16 protein-coding genes and 2 pseudogenes are annotated in these 22,405 nt (G+C 62.3%); 12 read left to right on the top strand and 6 right to left on the bottom strand.

From position 1 onward, the window contains the following. Positions 1–69: 69 nt before the first annotated feature. Positions 70–957, bottom strand: a complete 888-nt coding sequence (locus BM110_RS14225; RefSeq protein WP_093513631.1) for a helix-turn-helix domain-containing protein — start codon at positions 955–957, stop codon at positions 70–72. Positions 958–1,096: 139 nt separating this feature from the next. Between BM110_RS14225 and BM110_RS14220 the strand changes: the two genes are divergently transcribed. The 3 genes from BM110_RS14220 to BM110_RS14210 are packed head-to-tail and all read left to right on the top strand — an operon-like array spanning position 1,097 to position 4,865. Beyond that, entirely contained in the window at positions 1,097–2,455 is a 1,359-nt protein-coding gene (locus BM110_RS14220) for a glutamine synthetase family protein (RefSeq protein ID WP_093513629.1), read from the top strand. Positions 2,456–2,478: 23 nt separating this feature from the next. After that, positions 2,479–3,567 (top strand): polyamine ABC transporter substrate-binding protein, encoded by a 1,089-nt coding sequence (locus BM110_RS14215; protein WP_092245605.1) that lies wholly within the window; start codon positions 2,479–2,481, stop codon positions 3,565–3,567. Further along, positions 3,564–4,865 carry an NAD(P)/FAD-dependent oxidoreductase gene (locus BM110_RS14210; RefSeq protein WP_093513628.1) on the top strand — a complete coding sequence of 434 codons (1,302 nt, stop codon included), beginning with the start codon at positions 3,564–3,566 and terminating at the stop codon, positions 4,863–4,865. The genes BM110_RS14215 and BM110_RS14210 overlap by 4 nt, the downstream gene beginning before the upstream one ends. Positions 4,866–5,187: 322 nt before the next feature. On the opposite strand, the gene BM110_RS14205 is transcribed toward BM110_RS14210, so the two are convergent. Next, positions 5,188–6,456 (bottom strand): hypothetical protein, encoded by a 1,269-nt coding sequence (locus tag BM110_RS14205; protein ID WP_093513627.1) that lies wholly within the window; start codon positions 6,454–6,456, stop codon positions 5,188–5,190. A gap of 125 nt (positions 6,457–6,581) precedes the next feature. Then, positions 6,582–7,421: pseudogene (locus tag BM110_RS14200) on the bottom strand (LysR family transcriptional regulator); the annotation flags it as partial. Here BM110_RS14200 and BM110_RS14195 point away from each other — a divergent pair. The 3 genes and pseudogenes from BM110_RS14195 to BM110_RS14185 all read left to right on the top strand — a co-directional run. Continuing rightward, a pseudogene (locus BM110_RS14195) lies at positions 7,418–8,155 on the top strand (aldo/keto reductase); the annotation flags it as partial. The pseudogenes BM110_RS14200 and BM110_RS14195 overlap by 4 nt on opposite strands. Before the next feature lie 17 nt (positions 8,156–8,172). Further along, positions 8,173–8,970 carry an SDR family NAD(P)-dependent oxidoreductase gene (locus tag BM110_RS14190; RefSeq protein WP_093126935.1) on the top strand — a complete coding sequence of 266 codons (798 nt, stop codon included), beginning with the start codon at positions 8,173–8,175 and terminating at the stop codon, positions 8,968–8,970. A 29-nt stretch (positions 8,971–8,999) separates the two neighbouring features. Then, positions 9,000–9,416: an SRPBCC family protein gene (locus BM110_RS14185; RefSeq protein WP_092245592.1), complete on the top strand. Its 417-nt coding sequence runs from the start codon at positions 9,000–9,002 to the stop codon at positions 9,414–9,416. Positions 9,417–9,470: 54 nt separating this feature from the next. Here the strand turns inward: BM110_RS14185 and BM110_RS14180 are convergent, their stop codons facing one another. Together BM110_RS14180 and BM110_RS14175 are read right to left on the bottom strand one after the other, a co-directional pair. Beyond that, complete coding sequence (locus BM110_RS14180; protein WP_071490070.1) at positions 9,471–10,865, bottom strand: sensor histidine kinase; 1,395 nt, start codon at positions 10,863–10,865, stop codon at positions 9,471–9,473. Further along, entirely contained in the window at positions 10,843–11,526 is a 684-nt protein-coding gene (locus tag BM110_RS14175) for a response regulator transcription factor (protein ID WP_071490069.1), read from the bottom strand. The genes BM110_RS14180 and BM110_RS14175 overlap by 23 nt, the downstream gene beginning before the upstream one ends. 323 nt (positions 11,527–11,849) lie before the next feature. On the opposite strand from BM110_RS14175, the gene BM110_RS14170 reads away from it, so the two are divergent. From BM110_RS14170 to BM110_RS14150, 5 genes are all read left to right on the top strand, one after another. Beyond that, positions 11,850–12,755, top strand: a complete 906-nt coding sequence (locus tag BM110_RS14170) for a hypothetical protein (RefSeq protein ID WP_071490068.1) — start codon at positions 11,850–11,852, stop codon at positions 12,753–12,755. 251 nt (positions 12,756–13,006) lie between these two features. After that, positions 13,007–13,345, top strand: coding sequence for a hypothetical protein (locus tag BM110_RS14165; protein WP_093126946.1), 339 nt, complete (start codon positions 13,007–13,009; stop codon positions 13,343–13,345). 96 nt (positions 13,346–13,441) lie between these two features. After that, entirely contained in the window at positions 13,442–14,680 is a 1,239-nt protein-coding gene (locus BM110_RS14160) for a TolC family protein (protein WP_093513626.1), read from the top strand. Further along, positions 14,673–15,902 carry an efflux RND transporter periplasmic adaptor subunit gene (locus BM110_RS14155; protein ID WP_256575411.1) on the top strand — a complete coding sequence of 410 codons (1,230 nt, stop codon included), beginning with the start codon at positions 14,673–14,675 and terminating at the stop codon, positions 15,900–15,902. The genes BM110_RS14160 and BM110_RS14155 overlap by 8 nt, the downstream gene beginning before the upstream one ends. Next, complete coding sequence (locus BM110_RS14150) at positions 15,899–18,997, top strand: efflux RND transporter permease subunit (RefSeq protein ID WP_093513625.1); 3,099 nt, start codon at positions 15,899–15,901, stop codon at positions 18,995–18,997. Before BM110_RS14155 ends, BM110_RS14150 begins: the two co-directional genes overlap by 4 nt. A 115-nt stretch (positions 18,998–19,112) precedes the next feature. On the opposite strand, the gene BM110_RS14145 is transcribed toward BM110_RS14150, so the two are convergent. Next, positions 19,113–20,021 (bottom strand): MurR/RpiR family transcriptional regulator, encoded by a 909-nt coding sequence (locus BM110_RS14145; RefSeq protein WP_058425739.1) that lies wholly within the window; start codon positions 20,019–20,021, stop codon positions 19,113–19,115. 283 nt (positions 20,022–20,304) lie between these two features. Between BM110_RS14145 and iolC the strand changes: the two genes are divergently transcribed. Continuing rightward, on the top strand, positions 20,305–22,242 hold the full coding sequence (iolC, locus tag BM110_RS14140) for a bifunctional 5-dehydro-2-deoxygluconokinase/5-dehydro-2-deoxyphosphogluconate aldolase (RefSeq protein WP_093513624.1): 1,938 nt from the start codon (positions 20,305–20,307) through the stop codon (positions 22,240–22,242). Positions 22,243–22,405 lie beyond the last annotated feature (163 nt).

Below are 22,405 nucleotides of genomic sequence, written 5' to 3'. Positions count from 1 at the left end.
AGTCAATCTTTGTGGCGACTGAAACACTGCAATCGGGGGCAAGTCCCCTCCCACCATTTGGATTGGATTTCAAACGGAACGCTTCAGGGTCTCGCTCGGCAGTTCTTTGAACAACGCCCGGTAGCTATTGGAAAACCGCCCCAAATGCCAGAACGACCAATTCATCGCCACCTCGGCCACGGTGGTCCCGGTTGAGTTGAGCAGCTCACGCCGCGCCCCATTCAACCTGCGCAAGCGTAACCACTGTGCCGGGCTCATCCCGGTGTAGGTCTTGAACCCTTGCTGCAATTGGCGCAATGGCACCCCGGCGATCTGCGCCAGTTCCAGCAGGTTGACCGTTTCGTCCGGCGCGTCTGTTGCCCATTCGCCGATGCGCGCCATCAGCCGGCGTTCTTCGTTGCGGCGCTGCAAGGAGCTGCGGTCCAGGCACACGCAGGCGTTGTCGAGGATGAACAGGCAATCGTCGAGCAATTGCTGGATAAGCGCGGCGGGGTCGCTGACCGTGGACAAGCGTGTCAGCGTGCCACTGAGCCAACGGGCGAACAACGCGTTCTGCTGGCCGGTCAGCGGCGCCATGAACAAACCTTCCAGCGTCGCCACCTCCAACCCATGGCGCTGCACGAACTGCGGGCCGAACACCACCGCTACTTCACGGTAGTTTTCCGGGGTGATCCAGGTGTTGCGGCTTTCGCCATTGAGCAGGTACAGCGCGTTGTCGCTGCCGTCGAAACAGAACGCCAGGGAGCCGGCGGGCGCATTGAAATGCTGTTCGACGCGGGTGTTCATGCTCTCTTCGTACACCTCCACGCCTTGCAGGTCGAGGTAGCGGATGCGCCCGGCAAAATGCCCCGGGGACATCTGTTGGTACTGCTGCACCCAGCCGGGTGTCGCACTGCATTGAGCGGCCACATCACCGGTGGTGAAGGCCTGTACGCGCAAAGCGGTTGCCTGTGTCATGGGAAGCCTGGGCGCACTCTATTGGTGCGTTGTGGTGCGTGCAAAGTGGATAGATGCCGGGGTGCGGCGGCCTCAAGATAGACCTCAATGCGCCAGGAGTACAAGCCGGTGCATGCACCCAACCCATGACGAGGTCCTTATGAACGCGCCCTTCGATCAGCTGTCCGCCTGGCTGAAAGAACACAAGATTACCGAAGTCGAATGCGTGATCAGTGATTTGACTGGCATCGCCCGCGGCAAGATTGCGCCCACCAATAAGTTCCTGCATGAGCGAGGCATGCGCCTGCCGGAAAGTGTGCTGCTGCAAACGGTAACCGGGGACTTTGTCGACGACGAGATCTACTACGACCTGCTCGACCCCGCCGACATCGACATGGTCTGTCGCCCGGTGGCCCACGCCACTTATGTGGTGCCATGGGCCATCGAGCCCACCGCGATCGTGATCCACGACACCTTCGACAAACAGGGCAACCCCATCGAGCTGTCGCCACGCAATGTGCTGAAGAAAGTCCTGCAGCTCTACACCGACAAAGGCTGGCAGCCGATTGTCGCGCCGGAAATGGAGTTCTACCTGACCCAGCGCTGCGAAGACCCGGACCTGCCGCTGAAAACCCCCATTGGCCGCTCCGGCCGCGCGGAGACAGGCCGCCAGTCGTTTTCCATCGACGCCGCCAACGAATTCGACCCGTTGTTCGAAGACGTCTACGACTGGTGCGAAGCCCAGGGCCTGGACCTCGATACGTTGATCCACGAGGACGGCCCGGCGCAGATGGAAATCAACTTCCGCCATGGCGACGCCCTCGACCTGGCCGACCAGATCACCGTGTTCAAGCGCACCCTGCGCGAGGCCGCGCTCAAGCACAACGTGGCTGCGACCTTCATGGCCAAACCGGTGGCCGACGAGCCGGGCAGCGCCATGCACCTGCACCAGAGTGTGGTCGACATTGCCACCGGCAAACCGGTGTTCGTCGACGCCGAAGGCAACATTAGCCCGTTGTTCCTGCATCACATCGGGGGCCTGCAGAAGTACATCCCCAAGCTGCTGCCGATGTTCGCGCCCAACGTGAACTCGTTCCGCCGCTTCCTGCCGGACACTTCGGCGCCGGTCAATGTCGAGTGGGGCGAAGAAAACCGCACCGTCGGCCTGCGCGTGCCTACTTCCAGCGCGGACGCCATGCGCGTGGAAAACCGCCTGCCCGGCGCCGATGCCAATCCGTATCTGGCGATTGCGGCTAGTCTGCTGTGTGGCTACCTGGGCATGGTCGAGCAGATCGAACCGAGCGCAGCGGTGGAAGGCCGCGCCTACGAGCGTCGTAACCTGCGCCTGCCGTTCACCCTCGAGGATGCGCTGGCACGCATGGAGGACTGCGACACGGTCAAGCAGTACCTGGGCGATAAATTCGTGCGCGGCTACGTCGCGGTCAAACGCGCCGAGCACGAGAATTTCAAGCGGGTGATCAGTTCCTGGGAGCGTGAGTTCCTGCTGTTGAGCGTCTAAAAAACCAATAAAGGGGTGTCGATATGCGTCTAGTGAAACAGCTTCTCCCGCTGGCCCTGATGGCCGCGTTCAGCGCTGGCGGCCAGGCGGCGCCGACAGTCAGTATTTATAACTGGACCGACTATATCGGCGAGACCACCCTGGCCGACTTCCAGGCCAAGACCGGGATCAAGCCGATCTACGATGTGTTCGACTCCAACGAAACCCTGGAAGGCAAGTTGCTCGCCGGCCGCACCGGTTATGACGTGGTGGTGCCGTCGAATCACTTCCTGGCGCGCCAGGTCAAGGCCGGCGCGTTCCTCACGTTGGATCGTGCGCAATTGCCCAACTTCAGGAACCTCGACCCCAAGCTGCTCGCGCTGCTGGAGAAAAACGATCCGGGTAACGCGCATTCGGTGCCGTACCTGTGGGGCACCAATGGCATCGGCTACAACGTCGACAAGGTCAAGCAGGTGCTGGGCATCGACCACATCGATTCATGGGCGGTGCTGTTCGAACCGGAGAACATCAAGAAGCTCAACCAGTGCGGCGTGGCCTTCCTCGATTCGGCAGATGAGCTGTTCCCGGCGATCCTCAACTACATGGGCAAGGACCCGCGCAGCGAGAACCCGCAGGACTACAAGCAGGCCGAGGCCAAGCTGCTGACGCTGCGGCCGTACATCACCTACTTCCATTCCTCCAAGTACATCTCGGACCTGGCCAACGGTGATATCTGCGTGGCGTTCGGGTATTCCGGCGACGTGTTCCAGGCCGCCAACCGCGCCAGGGAGGCCAAGAACGGCGTGAACATCGCCTATTCGATTCCCAAGGAAGGTTCCAACCTGTGGTTCGACCTGCTGGCGATTCCCGCCGATGCGAGCAACCCCAAGGAAGCTCATGCGTTTATCAATTACCTGCTCGATCCTGAGGTGATCGCCAAGGTCAGCGCCTCGGTGGGCTATGCCAACGCCAACCCGGCGGCCAAGGCGTTCATGGCCCCGGAACTGGTGAACAACCCCGAGGTGTACCCGCCGCAGGCGGTGCTCGACAAACTCTACATTTCGACCACGCCGACCCCGGCGACCATGCGCCTGATGACCCGCGCCTGGAGCAAAGTGAAGACCAACAAATGATGCAGTCAACCGACCACGCCCGGTCTTACTACCGGGCTACGGCCAACGCCATGCCCGAGCGCCCCGCACTGGGCGGCGACCTGACCGCCGATGTGTGCGTGATCGGCGGCGGCTTCACCGGCGTCAACACCGCCATCGAGCTGGCGCAACGCGGGCTCTCGGTGATCCTGCTGGAAGCCCGGCGCATCGGCTGGGGCGCCAGCGGGCGCAACGGCGGGCAACTGATTCGCGGCATCGGCCATGACGTGTCGGGGTTTGCCAAGTACGTGGGCGAGGAGGGCGTGCGTTACCTGGAGCGTGCCGGTATCGAGTCGGTGGCGCTGGTGGGTGAGCGCATTCGCGAACACGGCATTGACTGCGACCTGCGCTGGGGCTTTTGTGAATTGGCGAACACGCCCGCGCAGTTCGCCGCGTTCAAGGGCGAGCAGGCGCACCTGGCAGCGCTCGGGTATGCCCACGAAACCCGCCTGGTGGGTCCGCAGGATATGCAGCAAGTGGTGGGCTCGTCGGTGTATGCCGGCGGCCTGGTGGACATGGGCTCCGGGCACCTTCACCCGTTGAATCTGGTGCTGGGTGAAGCGCAGTTGGCCGAGTCTCTTGGAGTGCGGATCTTCGAGCACACTGAGGTGCTTGAACTGATCCACGGCGACACGGTGCAAGTGCGCTGCTCAGGCGGCACGGTACGCGCCGACCACCTGGTGCTGGCCTGCAATGCCCATCTGGAGGAACTGGAACCGCGCCTGAGCGGCAAGGTGCTCCCGGCGGGCAGCTACATCATCGCCACCGAGCCGTTGTCGGAAGATGTGGCCAACCAGTTGATCCCGCAGAACCTGGCGCTGTGCGACCAGAAAGTCGGCCTGGATTACTACCGATTGTCCGCTGACCGCCGCCTGTTATTCGGCGGCGCCTGTCATTACTCCGGCCGCGATCCGGTGGACATCGCCGCTTATATGCAGCCGAAAATGCTCAAGGTGTTCCCGCAACTGGCCCAGACCACCATTGAGTTTCAGTGGGGCGGCAAGATCGGTATTACCGCCAACCGCTTTCCGCAGGTGGGGCGGTTGAAGCAGTACCCTAATGTGTTTTATGCCCAGGGCTATTCCGGGCATGGGTTGAACGTGACGCACTGGTGTGCGAGGCTGCTGGCCGAAGGTATTCATGGCGGACACAGCACGGGCCTGGATATTTTCAGCCAAGTGCCGCATATGACCTTTCCGGGGGGGAAGGCATTGCGGTCACCGTTGTTGGCGTTGGGGATGATGTGGTTTCGGTTGCGGGAGCAGTTCTCCTGGAATTGAGGGGGCATTTTTCATTGGATTCGCCGGACTTATGGATGTTGTTTGTTAGTGTATAGCGAGTTCCCTGGCAATTTAGTAAAAGAACCCAGAAATCGCGGCAGTGCCGTCAGATTTTCAGCTATTACATCACTGTCTCTGATAGCGCCCTTATGGACGTACCTATTATTCAAAAAAAATCTATTTTTTTCCGGGCTATAGAGTGGTGCTGCAGTCACACCCGTAACCACGCTGACTCCAAAGCAGATCGATGCCGCAAGGCACAGCTCACGGGTATTGAGCCTGAATGTTGTCCATAGGACCTGAATAACGCTTTTTCTTGGCTTCATGGCAACTTGGCCCCCACCGCAGTGAAGTTGAAGGTGGCGCCGGTCGCCGACCCGACTACATAGGTGCCTGCGGGTGAAATAGCGTTCAAGTAGCTCGCCAGCCCGCCTGAAATGGGCGATATGGGGACTGTTCCCAGCAATGGAGTCCAATAGCAGCCGGTTGGGTATTCGCTGCTGTTCACGCAATTCAGGGCGACGGTGTCGTTATCGGCAAAGGCAGCCACTTGAACCACATCGCTACCAGGTAGCGGGGGAATGGACTGCACGCTGAAGGAATTTGTGGGGTCGTTCCAGTAAAGAGGTCTCTGAAATCCCGTAGGGTCATTGCCATAGGCCAATACATGCCCAAGGTTGTTGATTGCCACCGCGTGGTTTTGCGCGTTCAAGGGCATCGTCAACAGTAAAGGCGTGCTGCTTGCGGTACTCCAGAATGCGGTTTGTTGGGTGTCGGCGGCGGTTCCTGGAAACGTGCAGGTGCCAACGAATTGACCCTGGTCATTCATGTCGACCCCCTCGCAGTCAAGTGCACCCGCTGGTAGCGACGCCGGTGTTAACACGTACTGATTGCTGCCTGTACTCCAAGTGGCCTGGGTGAGAACAGGCTTGCCACTTGGTCCTGGGCAATTCAAGAGAATGCGCGGCCAACCATTGGTCAAGGTTTCCGTCAAGTCGACGCCATAACAGTTGTCGCCCCAGTCTGATACGCGTTGGGGAGTAGTGCTGCCTGCGCTATAAACCACCACAGTTGCGTCAATATCCGCACTCAGGCTCACCGCTAGGACGGCTCCATTGCGGTTCTGTGCAGTGGGTGCTGTTTGCGTATCGGCAGGGCGCACTTGAATCAGCAACAACCACCTGGCCGGTAGCGGAGCCAGGGTGATCGGCGTGATACCTGGTGTCGCTGCATTCCACAACACGGCGAAAAACAGATTATTGGCATTGGCACAATTGCCTACCACCCAACCACCATTGTTGGAAATAGCGCTCACCTCACAAGGTTTCCGTGAGGACAACGGCGCCAGGGCTTGCTGGGGACCTGCCAGTGTCGACGAGTACCATGGGATGGCATTGGCACTGGGGGTGGCCGAATTGCATTTTCCGACAGTTTGTTCACTGTCGTTTACCCAAACCGTCTCACATTGCGGCCCGGCCGGAAAAGCTGAAGGCACGTAGGTCGCCGCACTGGCACTCAATCCATACCCGCAAAGCAACACACCCACACTCAACACCATCGGTGCAATCAGTTGTCTCAACAAACGTTGCATAATCCGGCCCTCCCTGGCTGACAGAATGACCCTCTGGGGGTGAACCCCACAGTCCCTGATCACCAGTAAACGCCCGGTTCGATGGACGCACAACTGTCACTTCTGACAGGTACAGGACGAGTTGCTTAAGCCTCGGTCAACACCTTCCTGAACGTCTCCACCAACGGCCGCAAATTGACCCGATGCCACGCTGCCCACAGCGGCGTGGTGTAGCTCAGCCACGGCAACTCCCGCAACACCACACCGGGTGGTGCATTGCGACTCAGGCCTTTTTGTACCATCGCCACGCCCAGCCCTGAAGCCACCAAACCCAACGCGGTAAAGGGTTCACCGGCTTCCATTGGGATCTGCGGGGTGAAGCCGGCGCGGATGCAGGCGGCGACGAAGTCGTCGGCGGGGTTGGCGCCGGGTTTGCGCTGCACGCCGATCCACTCCTGGTCGGCCAGGTGTTCGGGCAACAGTTCACTCAGGTGTGCGAGGGGATGGTGCTCGGGCAACGCCAGCAGCATCGGCTCGTCCAACACTTGCAGTGCGATCAGGTCCGGATCATCCGCAGCCGGCGGTTCGCCAACCAGGGCGATATCCAGGCTGCGTTGGCGCAGGCCTTCGAGTTGTTCGAGGGACGGCAGGTTATACAGCTTGATGTGCACGTTCGGCCGGTCGTCGCGCAGTACCCGCAGCGCGTTGGGCAGCACACCGGCATGCATGGCGTTTTCGATATAGCCGATGCACAGGCCACCTTCTTCACCGCGGCCCAGGCGCTTGCCCAGTGATTCCAGGCGGTTGGCGTGGGTCAGCAGCGCCTTGGTTTCTGCCAGGAACGTCTGGCCGTCACGGGTCAGGCGGATGCGTTGCTGGCTGCGTTCGAACAGGGTCAGGCCCAGGCGTTCTTCGAGCTGGGCGATCTGCCGGCTCAGCGGCGATTGGGAGATGTGCAGTCGTTCGGCGGCGCGGCCGACGTGTTCGCGACCTCGGCGAAAAAAGCGGTGTGTTCGAACACGGTCGCCCGAACAAGATGCTCAACGACTACAGCGCCGATGCCACACTGCGTTCGATTGAAGACAGCCTGACTCGCTTGAAAACCGATCGGCTGGACATCGTGTGGATCCATGACATCGCCCAGGACTTCTACGGCGACCAGTGGCTGGAGTATTTCAACCAGGCCCGCACCGGTGCCTTCAAAGTGCTGACCCGTCTGCGCGAAGAGGGTGTGATCAAGGCCTGGGGCCTGGGCGTGAACCGCGTCGAGCCGTGCGAACTGACCCTGGACCTTACCGAAGCCCAGCCCGACGGCTTTTTGCTGGCCGGCCGCTACACGCTGCTGGACCACGACCGCGCCCTGCAACGCCTGATGGATGCGGCCCTGGCACAGAGCGTCGAGATCGTCGTCGGTGGCCCCTACAGCTCCGGCGTCCTCGCCGGTGGCGCGCACTTCGAGTATCAGCCAGCGAGCCCGGCGATTATCCACAACGTCGAGCAGATCAAGGCGATTGCCCAGGGGTTCGGCGTGAGCGTGAAAGCCGCCGCGCTGCAATTATCCCTGGCCCATCCGGCGGTGGCCGCAGTGATTCCAGGTGCCAGTCGTCCGGGGCGGATTGCCGAAGACGTCGCGGCGTTGTCTGAACAGATCCCGGCAGCCTTCTGGCAGGCCCTGCGCGAGGCCCGACTGGTTTCGGACCGTGCGCCCCTGCCGCTTTAAATTCAGGAGTTCAACCGATGAAAATTGATGTGAGCGGTAAAGTAGCGATTGTCAGCGGCAGTACCGCCGGCATAGGCCTGGGAATCAGCCAGGCGCTTGCAGCCTCTGGCGCCACGGTGGTGGTGATCGGACGTGAAGCCGGCAAGGTCGACGATGCACTGGCGAGCATCCGTCAGGCTGTCCCGGGCGCAGACCTGCGTGGGCTGGTGGCTGACCTTGGCACCGCAGAGGGCGCAGAGAAACTGTTTGCCGCCGAACCGTGTGCCGACATCCTGGTCAACAACCTGGGCATCTTCAACGATGTGGATTTTTTCGAGGCCCCGGACAGCGAATGGACACGTTTCTATGAGGTCAATGTGATCTCCGGCGTGCGCCTGGCGCGGCATTATGTGCCGGGCATGGTCGGGCAGGGCTGGGGTCGGGTGATCTTCGTGTCGTCGGAGTCTGGCGTGGCGACACCGGCGGACATGATCAATTACGGCGTGACCAAAAGCGCCAACCTGGCGGTGTCCCATGGCCTGGCCAAGCGCCTGGCGGGCACGGGAGTGACGGTGAACGCCGTGCTGCCCGGCCCGACCTTTACCGACGGCCTGGAGCAGATGCTCAAGGAAGCCACACAAAAATCCGGGCGCAGTGCGCGGGATGAGGCGGATGTGTTTGTGCGCAATGCGCGGCCGACGTCGATCATCCAGCGGGCGGCGAATGTGGATGAAGTCGCCAACCTGGTGGCGTACATTGCTTCACCGCTTTCTTCTGCGACCACAGGGGCTGCATTGCGCGTCGACGGTGGTGTGGTCGACAGCATGGCGATCTGAGTGGTTTTTCATTTTCTGGAGTATTTATCGTGGCAACAGCGTCTTCTGTGATTGAAATCCCGGTGTCGGCCGATCAGGTCTGGCAATTGGTCGGCGGCTTCGACGGCCTGCCGGACTGGTTGCCGTTTATTGTCAAAAGCGAGGCGGGCGATGGCGGCCGTGTGCGTCACCTGCAAACGGCGGATGGCGCAGTGGTCGTCGAGCGTTTGCAGCGCTTTGATAACGTCGGGCGTACCTACAGCTATACCATCGAGCAGTCGCCGTTTCCGGTGAGTGCGTACCTGGCGACGTTGCAGGTCGAGGCGCTGGGCGAGGCGTCAGCGAAAGTGACCTGGTCAGGTGTGTTCACGCCGGTGGCGGGGACTACGGATGCGGCGGTGGAGGAATTGTTTGCCGGTGTCTACAGCGGTGGCCTTGAGGCCCTGCGCGCCAACTTCCCGGCCTGATCCAGTCCAATGTGGGAAGGGCAAGTCCCCTCCCATATTGGGACACCAGTGGTCTCAGGCCTCGGGCATCAGTTGCTGGCGGCACTCCAGGACTAACCGGGCGCCGCCTTGTTCGCTCGTACCCACGTCCAACTTGAACCCATGCAAGTTGATGATCGCCGCCACAATCGACAGGCCCAAGCCGAACCCGCCTTGCTGGTCGCTTTCATCCACCCGATAGAAACGCTGGAATACCGCATCCCGCTCCGCCGCCGGTATGCCCGGCCCGGAGTCGTGCACTTCGATGCGCGTGCTGCCCGCATCATTGACCCCGCGCAGGATCACCGTGCCGCCCGGTGGGGAGAACTTGATCGAGTTGCTCAGCAGGTTGGCCAGGGCTTCGAACAACAGGGCGCGGTCGCCGGTGATCCACGGCAGGGACTCCGGGGTTTCGAGCTTCAGTTGCAGCTCGCCTTCCTCGGCCAGGGGCAGGTAGAAGTCGTGCAATTCGCGCAGTAGCGGCAACGGGTCCATGACCAGGAAACCTGAGCGACGCTGATGGTCTTCCAGCTCGGAGATACGCAACAGCCCGCGAAAACGCGCCATCAGGGTGTCGGTCTCGGCAATCGCGTCGTCCAGTTTCACCGCGTAGCCAGACTCTGCTTCGGCCTCCTGTTTGATGCGATACAGCTGCGCACGCAGGCGCGTCAGCGGGGTGCGCAGGTCATGGGCGATGTTGTCGCACACGCCCTTGACCTCGTTCATCAGCTTCTCGATACGGTCGAGCATGGCGTTGACGATGGCCGCGAGCATGTCCAGTTCGTCACGTCGGTTGGACAGTGGCAGGCGGTGAGTCAGGTCGCCGGCGACGATGGCTTCGGCACTGGCCTGGATCCCACGGATTCGCCGCAACGGGCGGCGGCGCAACAGGTGCCAGCCGGCGGCGCCCGGAATAATTGTCAGGGACAGTGCCCAGAGCAGGGCGTGCCAGATGATGCGGGTCACACCGAACAGTGAGCCGTTGGCCCGCACCAGCACCAGCCAGCGGCCGTCTTCGGTGTGGGTGGCCACGGCATCGCAGCTGTCCTTGGGCAACTTGGGGTCGTCGGACTCGACACAATTGACCAGGGCGTGGATCTTGCCGTCCAGGGGCAGGTCCGGCGGCACCGCGCGGATCGGCCCGCTCAAGGGGCGGAATTGCTCATCGAACAGGCCGTAGGCATCCACACCCTTCATGTCGAAGGTCATGCTGGTGGTCAGGGCTTCCACCAGTTCTTCGCCGTCGAAGCGCTGGAACAGGTGCTGGCGTTGCATCAGGGAGTGGCGCGACAGGTCGCCCAGGTAACCGGACACCTCGTAATACAGCACCCCCATGAGGATGCAGCTCCAGGCCACGAACAGCGAGCTGTACAGCGCCAGCAAACGGCTGCTGGAAGAGCGCCAGCCCTTAGAGGGGTTCAGCAATGACATAACCGGAGCCTCGCACCGTGCGGATCAGCGGCGGGAGGCCCGGTGGGTCGATCTTTTTGCGCAGACGGCCGATGTGCACGTCGATAAGGTTGGTACCCGGGTCGAAGTGATAGCCCCAGACTTCCTCGAAGATCATCATTCGCGACAGGATCTGCCCGGTGTTGCGCATCAGGAATTCCAGTAGCTTGTATTCGGTGGGCAGCAGGCTCAGGGGTTGATCGGCGCGGCTGGCTTCGCGGCTGATCAGGTTCAGTTCCAGATCGGCCACGCGCAGGGCGGTTTCGAATTCCTGGACCGTGCTTTTGCGCCGCAGCAGCACTTCGACGCGCGCCGCCATTTCATCCGAGGCGAACGGTTTGGTGAGGTAGTCATCACCGCCGGCACGCAGGCCACGCACACGTTCGTCCACATCGGAGAGGGCGCTGATCATCAGGATCGGCGTGGAGACGCCGATGGTGCGCAGGGTGGTGACGATGGCCAGGCCATCGAGTTCCGGCAGCATGCGGTCGAGGGTGATCAGGTCGTAATCGCCGCTCACGGCGCGGACCAGGCCTTCGCGGCCGTTGTCTACCCAATCTACATCCAGTCCATGGCTACTCAGCTCGGCGACAATCTCGCGGGCCGTTACGGCGTCATCCTCGATGGTCAAAATTCGGGTCATGGGATTACCTTTACACTGGAAGACCGCAATCGCCGGTAAGCCGGCTCCTACAGAAGTGGGGGCATTTTGCCAAGAAATGGCTGAATGCTTCCTAAATAAAACTTCATGTTGGCAAAACTGACACAGATTTCATCGCCGGGCCGGGGAGTGCATAACGCCCGCTTCAAACCGCCATTTCTTGCAAGTTGCATGGATCAGGTTAGTTCAATTTACTTAACTATCTGAAATGTAAGGGATTTATTTTTTGCGCCGACTGGCATGGTGCCTGCACTGTCTGTTTTGAGACTTGTAACACTATTTTTCTGCCTTGGAGCAAAACAACAATGATCACATCCTCATCCACGCTGCAAGAGTCGAGCGCGCTCTCCGGGGTTTCCTGGGGGGCGATTTTTGCCGGGGCCGCCGCCGCGGCTGCATTGTCGCTGATCCTGGTGCTGCTGGGCTTCGGCCTGGGCTTTTCGGCCGTGTCGCCGTGGGCTGACAGCGGTATCAGCGCAAAAGGGCTGGGCATTTCCACGATTGTCTGGCTGGCCTTTACCCAGATCGTCGCATCCGGCCTGGGTGGCTACATCGCCGGTCGGTTGCGTGTGAAGTGGGCCAATATGCACGGTGATGAGGTGTACTTCCGCGACACCGCCCATGGCTTCCTGGCCTGGGCTGTTGCCACGTTGATCACGGCGGTGCTGGTAGTCGGTTCGGTCGGCAGTGTGGTCAGCGGTGGTGTGAAAGCCGGCGCCAGCGTTGCAGCCGGTGCAGCCAGTGGTATCACCCAAGCCGCCGGCAGTGCCGCCAAAGGCGTCAACGGTGGCGATTTCGACTACTACGTCGACAGCCTGTTCCGTGATGATCGCCCGGTCGCCGTCAGCGATGACGCCGCCCACGGTGTGGTAGCGCGCATCTTCACCCGCACCCTCAGCAACGACGGTCAGCTTGCGCCAGAAGACCGTGCCTACCTGGCACAGCTGATCAGCCAGCGCACCAACCTCAGCCAGGCGGATGCCGAAGCGCGTATCGACAAAGTCTACGGCGATGCCCGTAAAGCGGTGGAAGACGCCAAGCTCAAAGCCAAGCAAGCCGCGGAAACCGCCGCCAAAGTCGCTGCGTACACCTCGCTGTGGACCTTTGTCGCGCTGTTGATCGGTGCGTTCTTCGCCAGCCTCGCCGCTACCTTCGGCGGTCGCCGCCGCGATGCCGTGGTGTATGTCGAAACCGAACACTTCGTTCGTTAATCAATTCAAGGAGAACAACATGCGCTCATTACTGCTCTGGTTCCTCGGCGTGCCTATCCCGGTGATCATCCTGATTGCGATCTTCATGCACTGATCCCGAGCCTGGCTCGATCCCTGGTGGGAGCGGGCTTGCTCGCGAACGGGGTGTGTCAACAACTGCTGCGTTGACTGACACGCCCCGTTCGTGAGCAATTCCGCTCCCACATTTGTTTAATGGTGGCTTAACCCGCGCTTGGCTAGACTCGCGCCCCATGAGCCGCCTTCTGCGTTTAGTCCTCGTCCTGTTGTTGAGCCTCACGCTTCCCCTGACCGGGATGGCGGGGGTGCCGTCAAGCACCGAGCCGTGCCCGATGAAGATGTCGGACATGCCGATGATGAGCGACATGTCGCCTGACTGCTGCCAGGACGGCGCGGATCATGGCAAGGCCTGTAAACCCGGTCAGGAATGCAAGACCGGTGGCGTGCTGCAATTCTCCCTGCCGCTGCTCAAGGCTCCCTTGAGCCCGGCCCATCCGCTGCTCGTCGGCACCGCTTCCGATTTTATCCCCGACCGCACGCCGTCCGGCGTCTGGCGCCCACCCCGGGCCTGATTCCTGTTGCACCTCAAGACGCATCCCCTGACCGGGATGGTTTTGCTCTGGGCCGCCTGACGCGGTGCACAGCGCAACGGAACAGGAATTTTCAACATGAATGCCTCCTACATGCGCGCCCTGGTGGTGGGCGTGCTGGCGTGGCCGGCGTTGGCGAACGCGCTGACCCTGGACGACGCCCTGCGCCTGGCGCAAAACAATGCACCGTCGCTGCTGGCCGAGTCGGCCAAGTTGCAGGCCGCCACCCAGGCGGCGATCCCGGCGGGCGAATTGCCTGACCCGAAGCTGGTGGTCGGCCTGCAGGACTTTCCCATTGGCGGGCCCAATCGCGGCACGTTGTATGGCGACGAGATGACGCAACAGATGATCGGCATCCAGCAACAGGTGCCTAGCCGCGACAAACGCAAGGCCCGGGTCGAGCTGGCCGATGCAACCGTCGAGCGGGCGGCCGCCGAAGGGCGCATCGAGCGCCTCAACGTGCGCCAGGCCACGGCCCAGGCGTGGATTCGTGCGTATGCGGTCGCGCGCAAGCAAGCCCTGTTCAAGGACTTCTACCAACAGAACCGCCTGTTGCAAGACACCGTGCGTGCGCAGTTGGCCGGCGGCCGTGGCCAGGCCGCCGACGCGGTCATCCCCCGGCAGGAAGCCGCGGAGCTGGCCGGGCGCGAAGATGAGTTGACCCAGCAACGTACCCAGGCCCGCGCCGCGCTCAAGCGCTGGATCGGCCCGGCCGCCAACGAAGCCCCCAGCGGGCAACTGCCCGACTGGACCTTCGACCCCCATAGCCTGAACCACAACCTGCATCAGCATCCGGCACTGCAAGCCTACGTGCCGCGCACCCGTGAAGCGCAGGCGCGGTTGCAGGAGGCCAAGGCGCAAAAGACCTCGGACTGGAGTTGGGAGGTCGATTACGGGCACCGCAGCCGTGAGTTCGGTGACATGGTCAACGTGCAGTTCACCTTTGACTTGCCGATCTTCCCCGGCCGTCGACAAAACCCCGGCATCGCCGCCAAGCAGGCCGAGTTGGACCAACTCGACGCCGAGAGCGAAGCCGCTACCCGTGAGCATATCCAGATGCTCGATGACGACCTGGCCGACTACCAGCGTCTGGACCGTGCGGTGCAGCGCAGTCAGGACAGCCTGGTGCCGCTGGCCGAGGAAAAAGTCAGCTTGAGCCTGGCCGGCTATCGCGCCGGCAAAGGCGACTTGATGACGCTGGTCAACGCGCGCCGTGAACTGGTCGAAGCCCGTTTCAAACAGATCGATGCCATCGAGCAACGCGCCCTGGTCGGTGCGCAGCTGTATTTCGCCTATGGGGAACCCGCCAATGAATAATTCAATCGTGGCCGCTGTATTGCTGCTGGGCCTGGGAGCGGGCTACGGGCTGGCGCAGTGGCAGCCCGGCGCCTCATCCATGCCCGCCAAGGCCGACAGGCGGGCGCTGTACTGGTACGACCCGATGTTCCCGCAACAACAGTTCGATAAGCCCGGCAAGTCGCCGTTCATGGACATGCAGTTGGTGCCGCGCTACGCCGACGGGGCCGCATCGGCGGCTACGCCGGCGGTGCAGATTGACCCAGGCCTGGCGCAGAACATCGGCGTGCGCCTGGCGAGCGTGAGCCGCGGCGTGCTGACGTCCCGCCTGGAGCTGTCGGGCATTCTGGCCTTCAACGAGCGTGATGTGGCGGTGGTGCAGGCGCGGGCGGCGGGGTTTGTCGAGCGGGTCTACGCACGGGCACCGGGGGATGTGCTCAAGGCTGGCGCGCCATTGGTGGACCTGCTGATACCCGAGTGGGCGGCCGCCCAGGAAGAGTTCCTGGCCCTGCGGCGCAGCGGCGAGCGCGGCTTGATCGACGCTGCCCGCCAACGCCTGCGTCTGAGCGGGATGCCGGCGGGGTTGATTGCGCAGATGGAGCGCAGCGGCCAGGTGCAGTCGGTCCTGACCGTGACCAGCCCGATCAGCGGCGCACTGCAAACCCTTGAGGTGCGCGAAGGCATGACGGTGACGCCGGGGCAGACCCTGGCGCGGTTCAACGGCCTGGATCAGGTGTGGTTGCAGGTCGCCGTGCCTGAAGCCCAAGGCGCAATGTTGAACGTGGGGCAACGGGTGCAGAGCCACTTTGTCGGTTTACCGGGCAAGACGCTCGACGGCACGGTCAGCGCGATCTTGCCTGCCACCGCCATGGACAGCCGCACTGTGCAAGTGCGGGTCGAGCTGCCCAACCCCGACGGCGCCCTGCGCCCTGGCATGACCGCCCAGGTCAGTCTGGCGCAGACCGGCGGGCAAGCGCTGTTGCAGGTGCCCAGCGAAGCGTTGATCCGCACCGGCAAGCGCGTGCTGGTGATGCTGGCCGAGGAGGGCGGGCACTATCGTCCGGTCGAGGTTGAAACCGGGGTAGAAAACCAGGACCACACGGTGATCCTCAGCGGCCTGCAGGAAGGTCAGCAGGTGGTCGCCTCCGGGCAGTTCCTGCTCGACTCCGAGGCCAGTCTCAAGGGCGTTACGGCCACCGCGGCCGAAGCAGCGATGAACATGCAGCCGGGAGCCCAGCCATGATCGCCCTGTTGATTCGCTGGTCGGTGGCCAATCGTTTTCTGGTGCTGCTCGCCACCTTGTTCATCACCGCGTGGGGTGTCTGGTCGGTGCAGAACACACCCGTCGACGCTTTGCCAGATCTCTCGGATGTGCAGGTGATCATCCGCACCCCGTACCCGGGCCAGGCGCCGCAGATCGTCGAGAACCAGGTCACGTACCCGATGACCACCACCATGCTCTCGGTGCCGGGGGCCAAGACCGTGCGCGGTTTTTCGTTCTTCGGCGACAGCTACGTGTACGTGTTGTTCGACGAAGGCACCGACCTGTACTGGGCGCGCTCGCGGGTGCTGGAATACCTCAGCCAGTTGCAGGCGCGGCTGCCCGCATCAGCCAAACCGTCATTGGGGCCGGACGCCACCGGCGTGGGCTGGATCTACCAGTACGCCTTGGTGGACCGCACCGGCCAGCACGACCTGGCGCAATTGCGCGCGTTGCAGGACTGGTTCCTCAAGTTCGAACTCAAGACCCTGCCAAACGTGGCGGAGGTCGCTACCATCGGCGGCCAGGTCAAGCAATACCAGGTGCAGCTCGATCCGCTGGCCCTGGCCAGTCGCGGCATCACCCAGGTACAGGTGAAAGCAGCGATTGACCAGGCCAACCAGGAAGCCGGCGGCTCGGTATTGAACCTGGGCGAGTCCGAGTATGTGGTGCGCGCCTCCGGCTACCTGAAGAATCTCTCCGACTTCCGTGCCATCCCGCTGCGCCTGAACACCAACAATGTGCCGGTCACCCTCGGCGACGTGGCGAACATCCAGCTGGGCCCGGACCTGCGCCGGGGCATCAGTGAGCTGGACGGTGAGGGCGAAGCGGTCGGCGGCGTGGTAATCCTGCGCAGCGGCAAGAATGCGCGGGAAGCCATCGCGGCGGTCAAGACCAAACTCGAGCAGTTGAAAAGCAGCCTGCCGCCCGGTGTGGAAATCGTCACCACCTACGACCGCAGCAAGCTGATCGACCGTGCCGTGGATAACCTCAGCCATAAACTGCTGGAAGAGTTCCTGGTAGTGGCGCTGGTGTGCGGGATTTTCCTGTGGCACCTGCGTTCGTCCCTGGTGGCGATCATCTCGTTGCCGGTGGGCGTATTGATCGCGTTTATCGTCATGCGTTTCCAGGGCATCAACGCCAACATCATGTCCCTGGGCGGCATTGCGATCGCCATTGGCGCGATGGTCGATGCGGCGGTGGTGATGATCGAAAACGCCCACAAGAAAATCGAAGCCTGGCACCACGCCCATCCCGGCCGGGAACTCAAGGGCGATGAGCACTGGAAGGTGATGACGGACGCAGCGGTCGAGGTGGGCCCGGCGCTGTTTTTCTGCCTGCTGATCATTACGCTGTCGTTTATTCCGGTGTTCACCTTGCAGGCCCAGGAAGGCCGTCTGTTCGGGCCGCTGGCCTACACCAAGACCTACGCCATGGCGGCCGCCGCCGGGTTGTCGGTGACCCTGGTCCCGGTGCTGATGGGCTACTGGATTCGCGGGCGCATACCCGACGAGCAACGCAACCCGCTCAATCGCAGCCTGATCAAGCTCTACCAGCCGGCGCTGGAGGCGGTGCTGCGTTGGCCGCGCATGACCTTGCTGGTGGCGCTGCTGATGGTGGCGAGCGCGCTGTGGCCGGTGTCGAAACTGGGCGGGGAATTCCTGCCGCCGCTGGATGAGGGCGACTTGCTGTACATGCCTTCGGCGCTGCCGGGCTTGTCGACACAGACGGCGGGCGAATTGCTGCAACGCACCGACCGCCTGATCAAGACCGTGCCCGAAGTCGCTCACGTATTTGGCAAGGCCGGTCGTGCCGAAACCGCCACCGACCCGGCGCCGCTGGAGATGTTCGAGACCACCATCGCGTTCAAGCCCAAGGATCAATGGCGCCCCGGCATGACCCCGGACAAACTGGTCAAGGAGCTGGACCGCGTGGTGCAGGTGCCGGGCCTGACCAATATCTGGATTCCGCCGATCCGCAACCGCATCGACATGCTGGCCACCGGGGTCAAGAGTCCGATTGGCGTAAAGGTCGCAGGCACCCGCCTGATGCAGATCGATGCGGTGACCCAGGCCGTGGAGAAAGTCGCCAAGACCGTGCCGGGCGTGAGTTCGGCGTTGGCCGAACGCCTGACCGGCGGGCGCTATATCGACGTCGACATCGATCGTGCCGCCGCCGCGCAATACGGGCTGAACATCAGCGATGTGCAGTCCATCGTGTCGGGCGCGGTGGGCGGTGAAACCATTGGCGAAACCGTGGAAGGCCTGGCGCGTTTCCCTATCAGCCTGCGTTACCCGAAAGAATGGCGCGACTCGGTGGAGGCGCTACGCAACCTGCCGGTGTACACGCCGCAGGGCAGCCAGATCACTTTGGGCACGGTCGCCAGGATCAAGGTCAGTGATGGTCCGCCGATGCTCAAGAGCGAAAACGCGCGGCCTTCCGGCTGGGTCTATATCGACGTGCGTGATCGTGACCTGGCCTCGGTGGTCAGGGACCTGCGTGCGGCGATCAACCAGCAGGTGCAACTGCAACCGGGCATGAGCCTCAGTTATTCGGGGCAGTTCGAGTTCCTCGAACGCGCCAATCAGCGCCTGAAGCTGGTGGTGCCGGCCACCTTGCTGATCATCTTTGTACTGCTGTACCTGACCTTTCGCCGGGTGGGGGAGGCGTTGCTGATCCTGGCGACCTTGCCGTTCGCGTTGACCGGCGGCGTGTGGCTGCTTTACTGGCTGGGCTTCAACCTGTCGGTGGCCACGGGCGTGGGCTTTATCGCGCTGGCGGGGGTGTCGGCGGAGTTCGGCGTGATCATGCTGCTGTACCTGAAGAACGCCTGGGCCGAGCGCAAGGATGGCAATCTATTGGCAGCCATCACCGAAGGCGCAGTCATGCGGGTTCGGCCCAAGGCGATGACGGTGGCGGTGATCATCGCCGGGCTACTGCCGATTTTGCTGGGCAGCGGCACCGGCAGTGAGGTGATGAGCCGGATTGCTGCGCCGATGATTGGCGGGATGCTCACCGCGCCGTTGCTCTCGCTGTTCGTCATTCCCGCAGCCTACTACCTGATGCGCCGCCGATAAACATGTGGGAGGGGGCTTGCCCCCGATAGCGCAGGATCAGGCACAAATCCAGTGACTGACACACCGCTATCGGGAGCAAGCTCCCTCCCACAGGGGAACTCCAATGCCGGCAGCTTCAGTCGTCAAACCCGACCTGCTCATGAATCTCATCCACCTTCAACTCCAACCGGTACGCCACCGCAATAAACAACGCCTGGCACAGGCACAAGGTGGCACTCAACGAGCGGAAGGCGAACGACGAGCCTTCATTCACCAACAGCACCGCGTTAGCCCGCTTGGCCAGGGGCGACAGGTTGCTGTCGGTGATGATCAGCGTCTTGGCCTGGTGGTGCTGGGCGATGCGCAGGCAGTGCTGGGTCTCTTTGCCGTAGGGCGTGAAACTGATGGCGATCACCAGGTCATTGGCGCGCACGCTGCGCATCTGCTCGCGATAGCTGCCGCCCAGGCCCGAGATCAGGTGGATGCGCTTGTTGGTGTGCTGCAGGTTGTAGACCAGGTAATCGGCCACCGCAAAAGAGCGGCGCACGCCGACTACGTAGATATTGTCGGCATTCACCACCAGGTCCACGGCTTTGTCGAACGCGGCATCGTCCAGCTCCAGCCCCAGACGCTCGATGCCGGACAAGGTCGCGTTGACGCATTCGCGCGCCAGGTCGCCGCCGCTGGCTTTCTGCGACTTGTTGGCGATCATGCTGCGGATGCGTTGCTGGTAGTTCTGCACCGGCGTGGTCTTGTGGGTGTAGGCCTCGCGGAACAGCGCCTGCATCTCGCTGAACCCACTGAACCCGAAACGCTGCGAGAAACGCACGATGGCCGACGGGTGCACTTCGCATTCACGGGCGATGTCGCTGATGCGGTCGACCATGATCCGGTCGCTCTGCTGGCTCATGTAGCTGGCGATGCGCTTGAGCTGGCGCGGCAGGCTCTCGTATTCGTCGGTGATCAGCTGCAACAGGCGCTCGGCATTGATCGGAGGGCTGGCGATAGAGTCTTCCAGGGTGGTCTCGGGATCGGTGCGGGACATGGGCAATCCTTCTGGCGTATTCGTCTGTTGCGCTGATGGGTGGCGCAAGTCTACAGGGTAGGCGCAAAAAAATACCCCGGCATCACGGCCGGCGTGGCCTGCTGAAACGATGCACTGTGGTGGGAGCGCCCCTGCAGGAGCTTAATGGAAAAAATATTCCAATGAAAAAATATATGGAATAAATATTGATTGGCGCCGCCGGACGTTCTAGTCTGCTCCCACCAAGAGCGTTTGCCGCCCCGCGGCGGCACAACGCAGGCTGATAAAAATAACAGGAGCCAGCATGGGCCAGACTCGTTTTGCCAGTGGGCGTCAATTGGATCTGATTTGCCTCGGGCGCCTGGGCGTCGACCTCTATGCACAGCAAGTCGGTGCGCGGCTTGAGGACGTGTCCAGCTTCGCCAAGTACCTCGGCGGGTCCTCCGCCAACATCGCCTTCGGCACCGCCAGGCTCGGGCTCAAGTCGGCGATGCTGAGCCGGGTCGGCGACGACCACATGGGCCGCTTCCTGGTGGAGTCCCTGGCCCGCGAAGGCTGCGATGTCAGCGGCATCAAGGTCGACCCGGAACGCCTCACCGCCCTGGTGTTGCTCGGCCTCAAGGACCGTGAAACCTTCCCCCTGGTGTTCTACCGCGAAAACTGCGCCGACATGGCCCTGCGTGCCGAAGACGTCAACGAAGCCTTTATCGCGTCCAGTAAAGCCCTGCTGATCACCGGCACGCATTTCTCCACCGACGGCGTGTACAAGGCCAGCATCCAGGCGCTGGATTACGCGGCCAGGCACAACGTCAAGCGTGTGCTGGATATCGACTACCGCCCGGTGCTGTGGGGCCTGGCGGGCAAGGCCGATGGCGAAACCCGTTTTGTTGCCGACCAGAATGTCAGCCAGCACGTGCAGAAGATCCTGCCGCGCTTCGACCTGATCGTCGGCACCGAAGAAGAATTCCTCATCGCGGGCGGCAGTGAAGACTTGCTCGCTGCCTTGCGCAAGGTGCGTGAACTGACCCCGGCGACGCTGGTGGTCAAGCTTGGCCCGCAAGGCTGCACGGTCATCCACGGCGCCATCCCCGCTCGCTTGGAAGACGGCGCCATCTACCCCGGCGTGCGCGTGGAAGTGCTTAACGTGCTGGGGGCCGGCGATGCGTTCATGTCGGGCTTCCTCAGCGGCTGGCTCAACGATGCCAGCGACGAGCGTTGCAGCCAATTGGCCAATGCCTGCGGTGGCCTGGTGGTTTCGCGCCACGCCTGCGCACCGGCGATGCCGACGCCGGCGGAGCTGGAATACCTGTTCAACAGCCCGGTGCCGATCACCCGTCCGGACCAGGACGTGACCCTGCAACGCCTGCACCGCGTGACGGTACCGCGCAAATGCTGGAAGCAGCTGTTCGTGTTTGCCTTCGACCACCGCTGGCAACTGGTGGACCTGGCACAAAAGGGCGGCCAGGACCTTGCGCGCATCAGCGAGGCCAAGCAACTGTTTATCCAGGCCATCGAACGTGTCGAGCAAAAGCTCGCCGAACAAGGCGTAGAGGCCGATGTCGGCCTGCTCGCCGACCAGCGCTTCGGCCAGGACGCACTCAACGCCGCCAGCGGTCGTGGCTGGTGGATCGCGCGCCCGGTGGAAGTGCAGAACTCGCGGCCGCTGGCGTTCGAGCATGGCCGTTCGGTGGGCAGCAACCTGATTGCCTGGCCCCAGGAACAGATCATCAAGTGCCTGGTGCAATTCCACCCGGACGACGAACCCTTGCTGCGCCTGGAACAGGAAGCGCAACTGAAAGCGGTGTACGAGGCGTCGATTGTCAGCGGTCATGAACTGCTGCTGGAAGTCATCCCACCCAAAGACCACCCGTCCACCTATCCCGACGTGCTCTATCGCAGCCTCAAGCGCCTGTACAACCTGGGGATCTACCCGGCGTGGTGGAAGATCGAGGCGCAATCGGCCGAGGACTGGCGCAAGCTCGACGCCCTGATCCAGGAGCGCGACCCGTACTGCCGAGGCGTGGTGCTGCTGGGCCTGAATGCCTCGGCCGAATGCCTCGCCGATGGCTTCCAGCAGGCCCGCCTGAGCACCACTTGCCGAGGCTTTGCCGTGGGCCGCACGATCTTCCAGGCGCCGAGCCGGGCGTGGATGGCGGGGGAGATCGACGATGAAACCCTGATCCAGCAGGTGCAGGCCACGTTCGAACAACTGATCAACGCCTGGCGCAGTGCCCGAGGCTAAACCCGGTTCTTGATTTGAAATGCAATCCAATGTGGGAGGGGGCTTGCCCCCGATTGCGGTTGTTCAGTGACAGCAGTGGTGTCTGACACTCAGCTATCGGGGGCAAGCCCCCTCCCACATACAGCAAAAAGCAGATCTCAGTGATACCTGAAAATAATAAAGG

Origin of the sequence: Pseudomonas sp. NFPP28, assembly GCF_900115535.1 — a bacterium.
Lineage (GTDB): Bacteria > Pseudomonadota > Gammaproteobacteria > Pseudomonadales > Pseudomonadaceae > Aquipseudomonas > Aquipseudomonas extremorientalis.
Note: the sequence above shows the minus strand (reverse complement) of the source record. Positions and strands in the feature narration are given on the sequence as shown.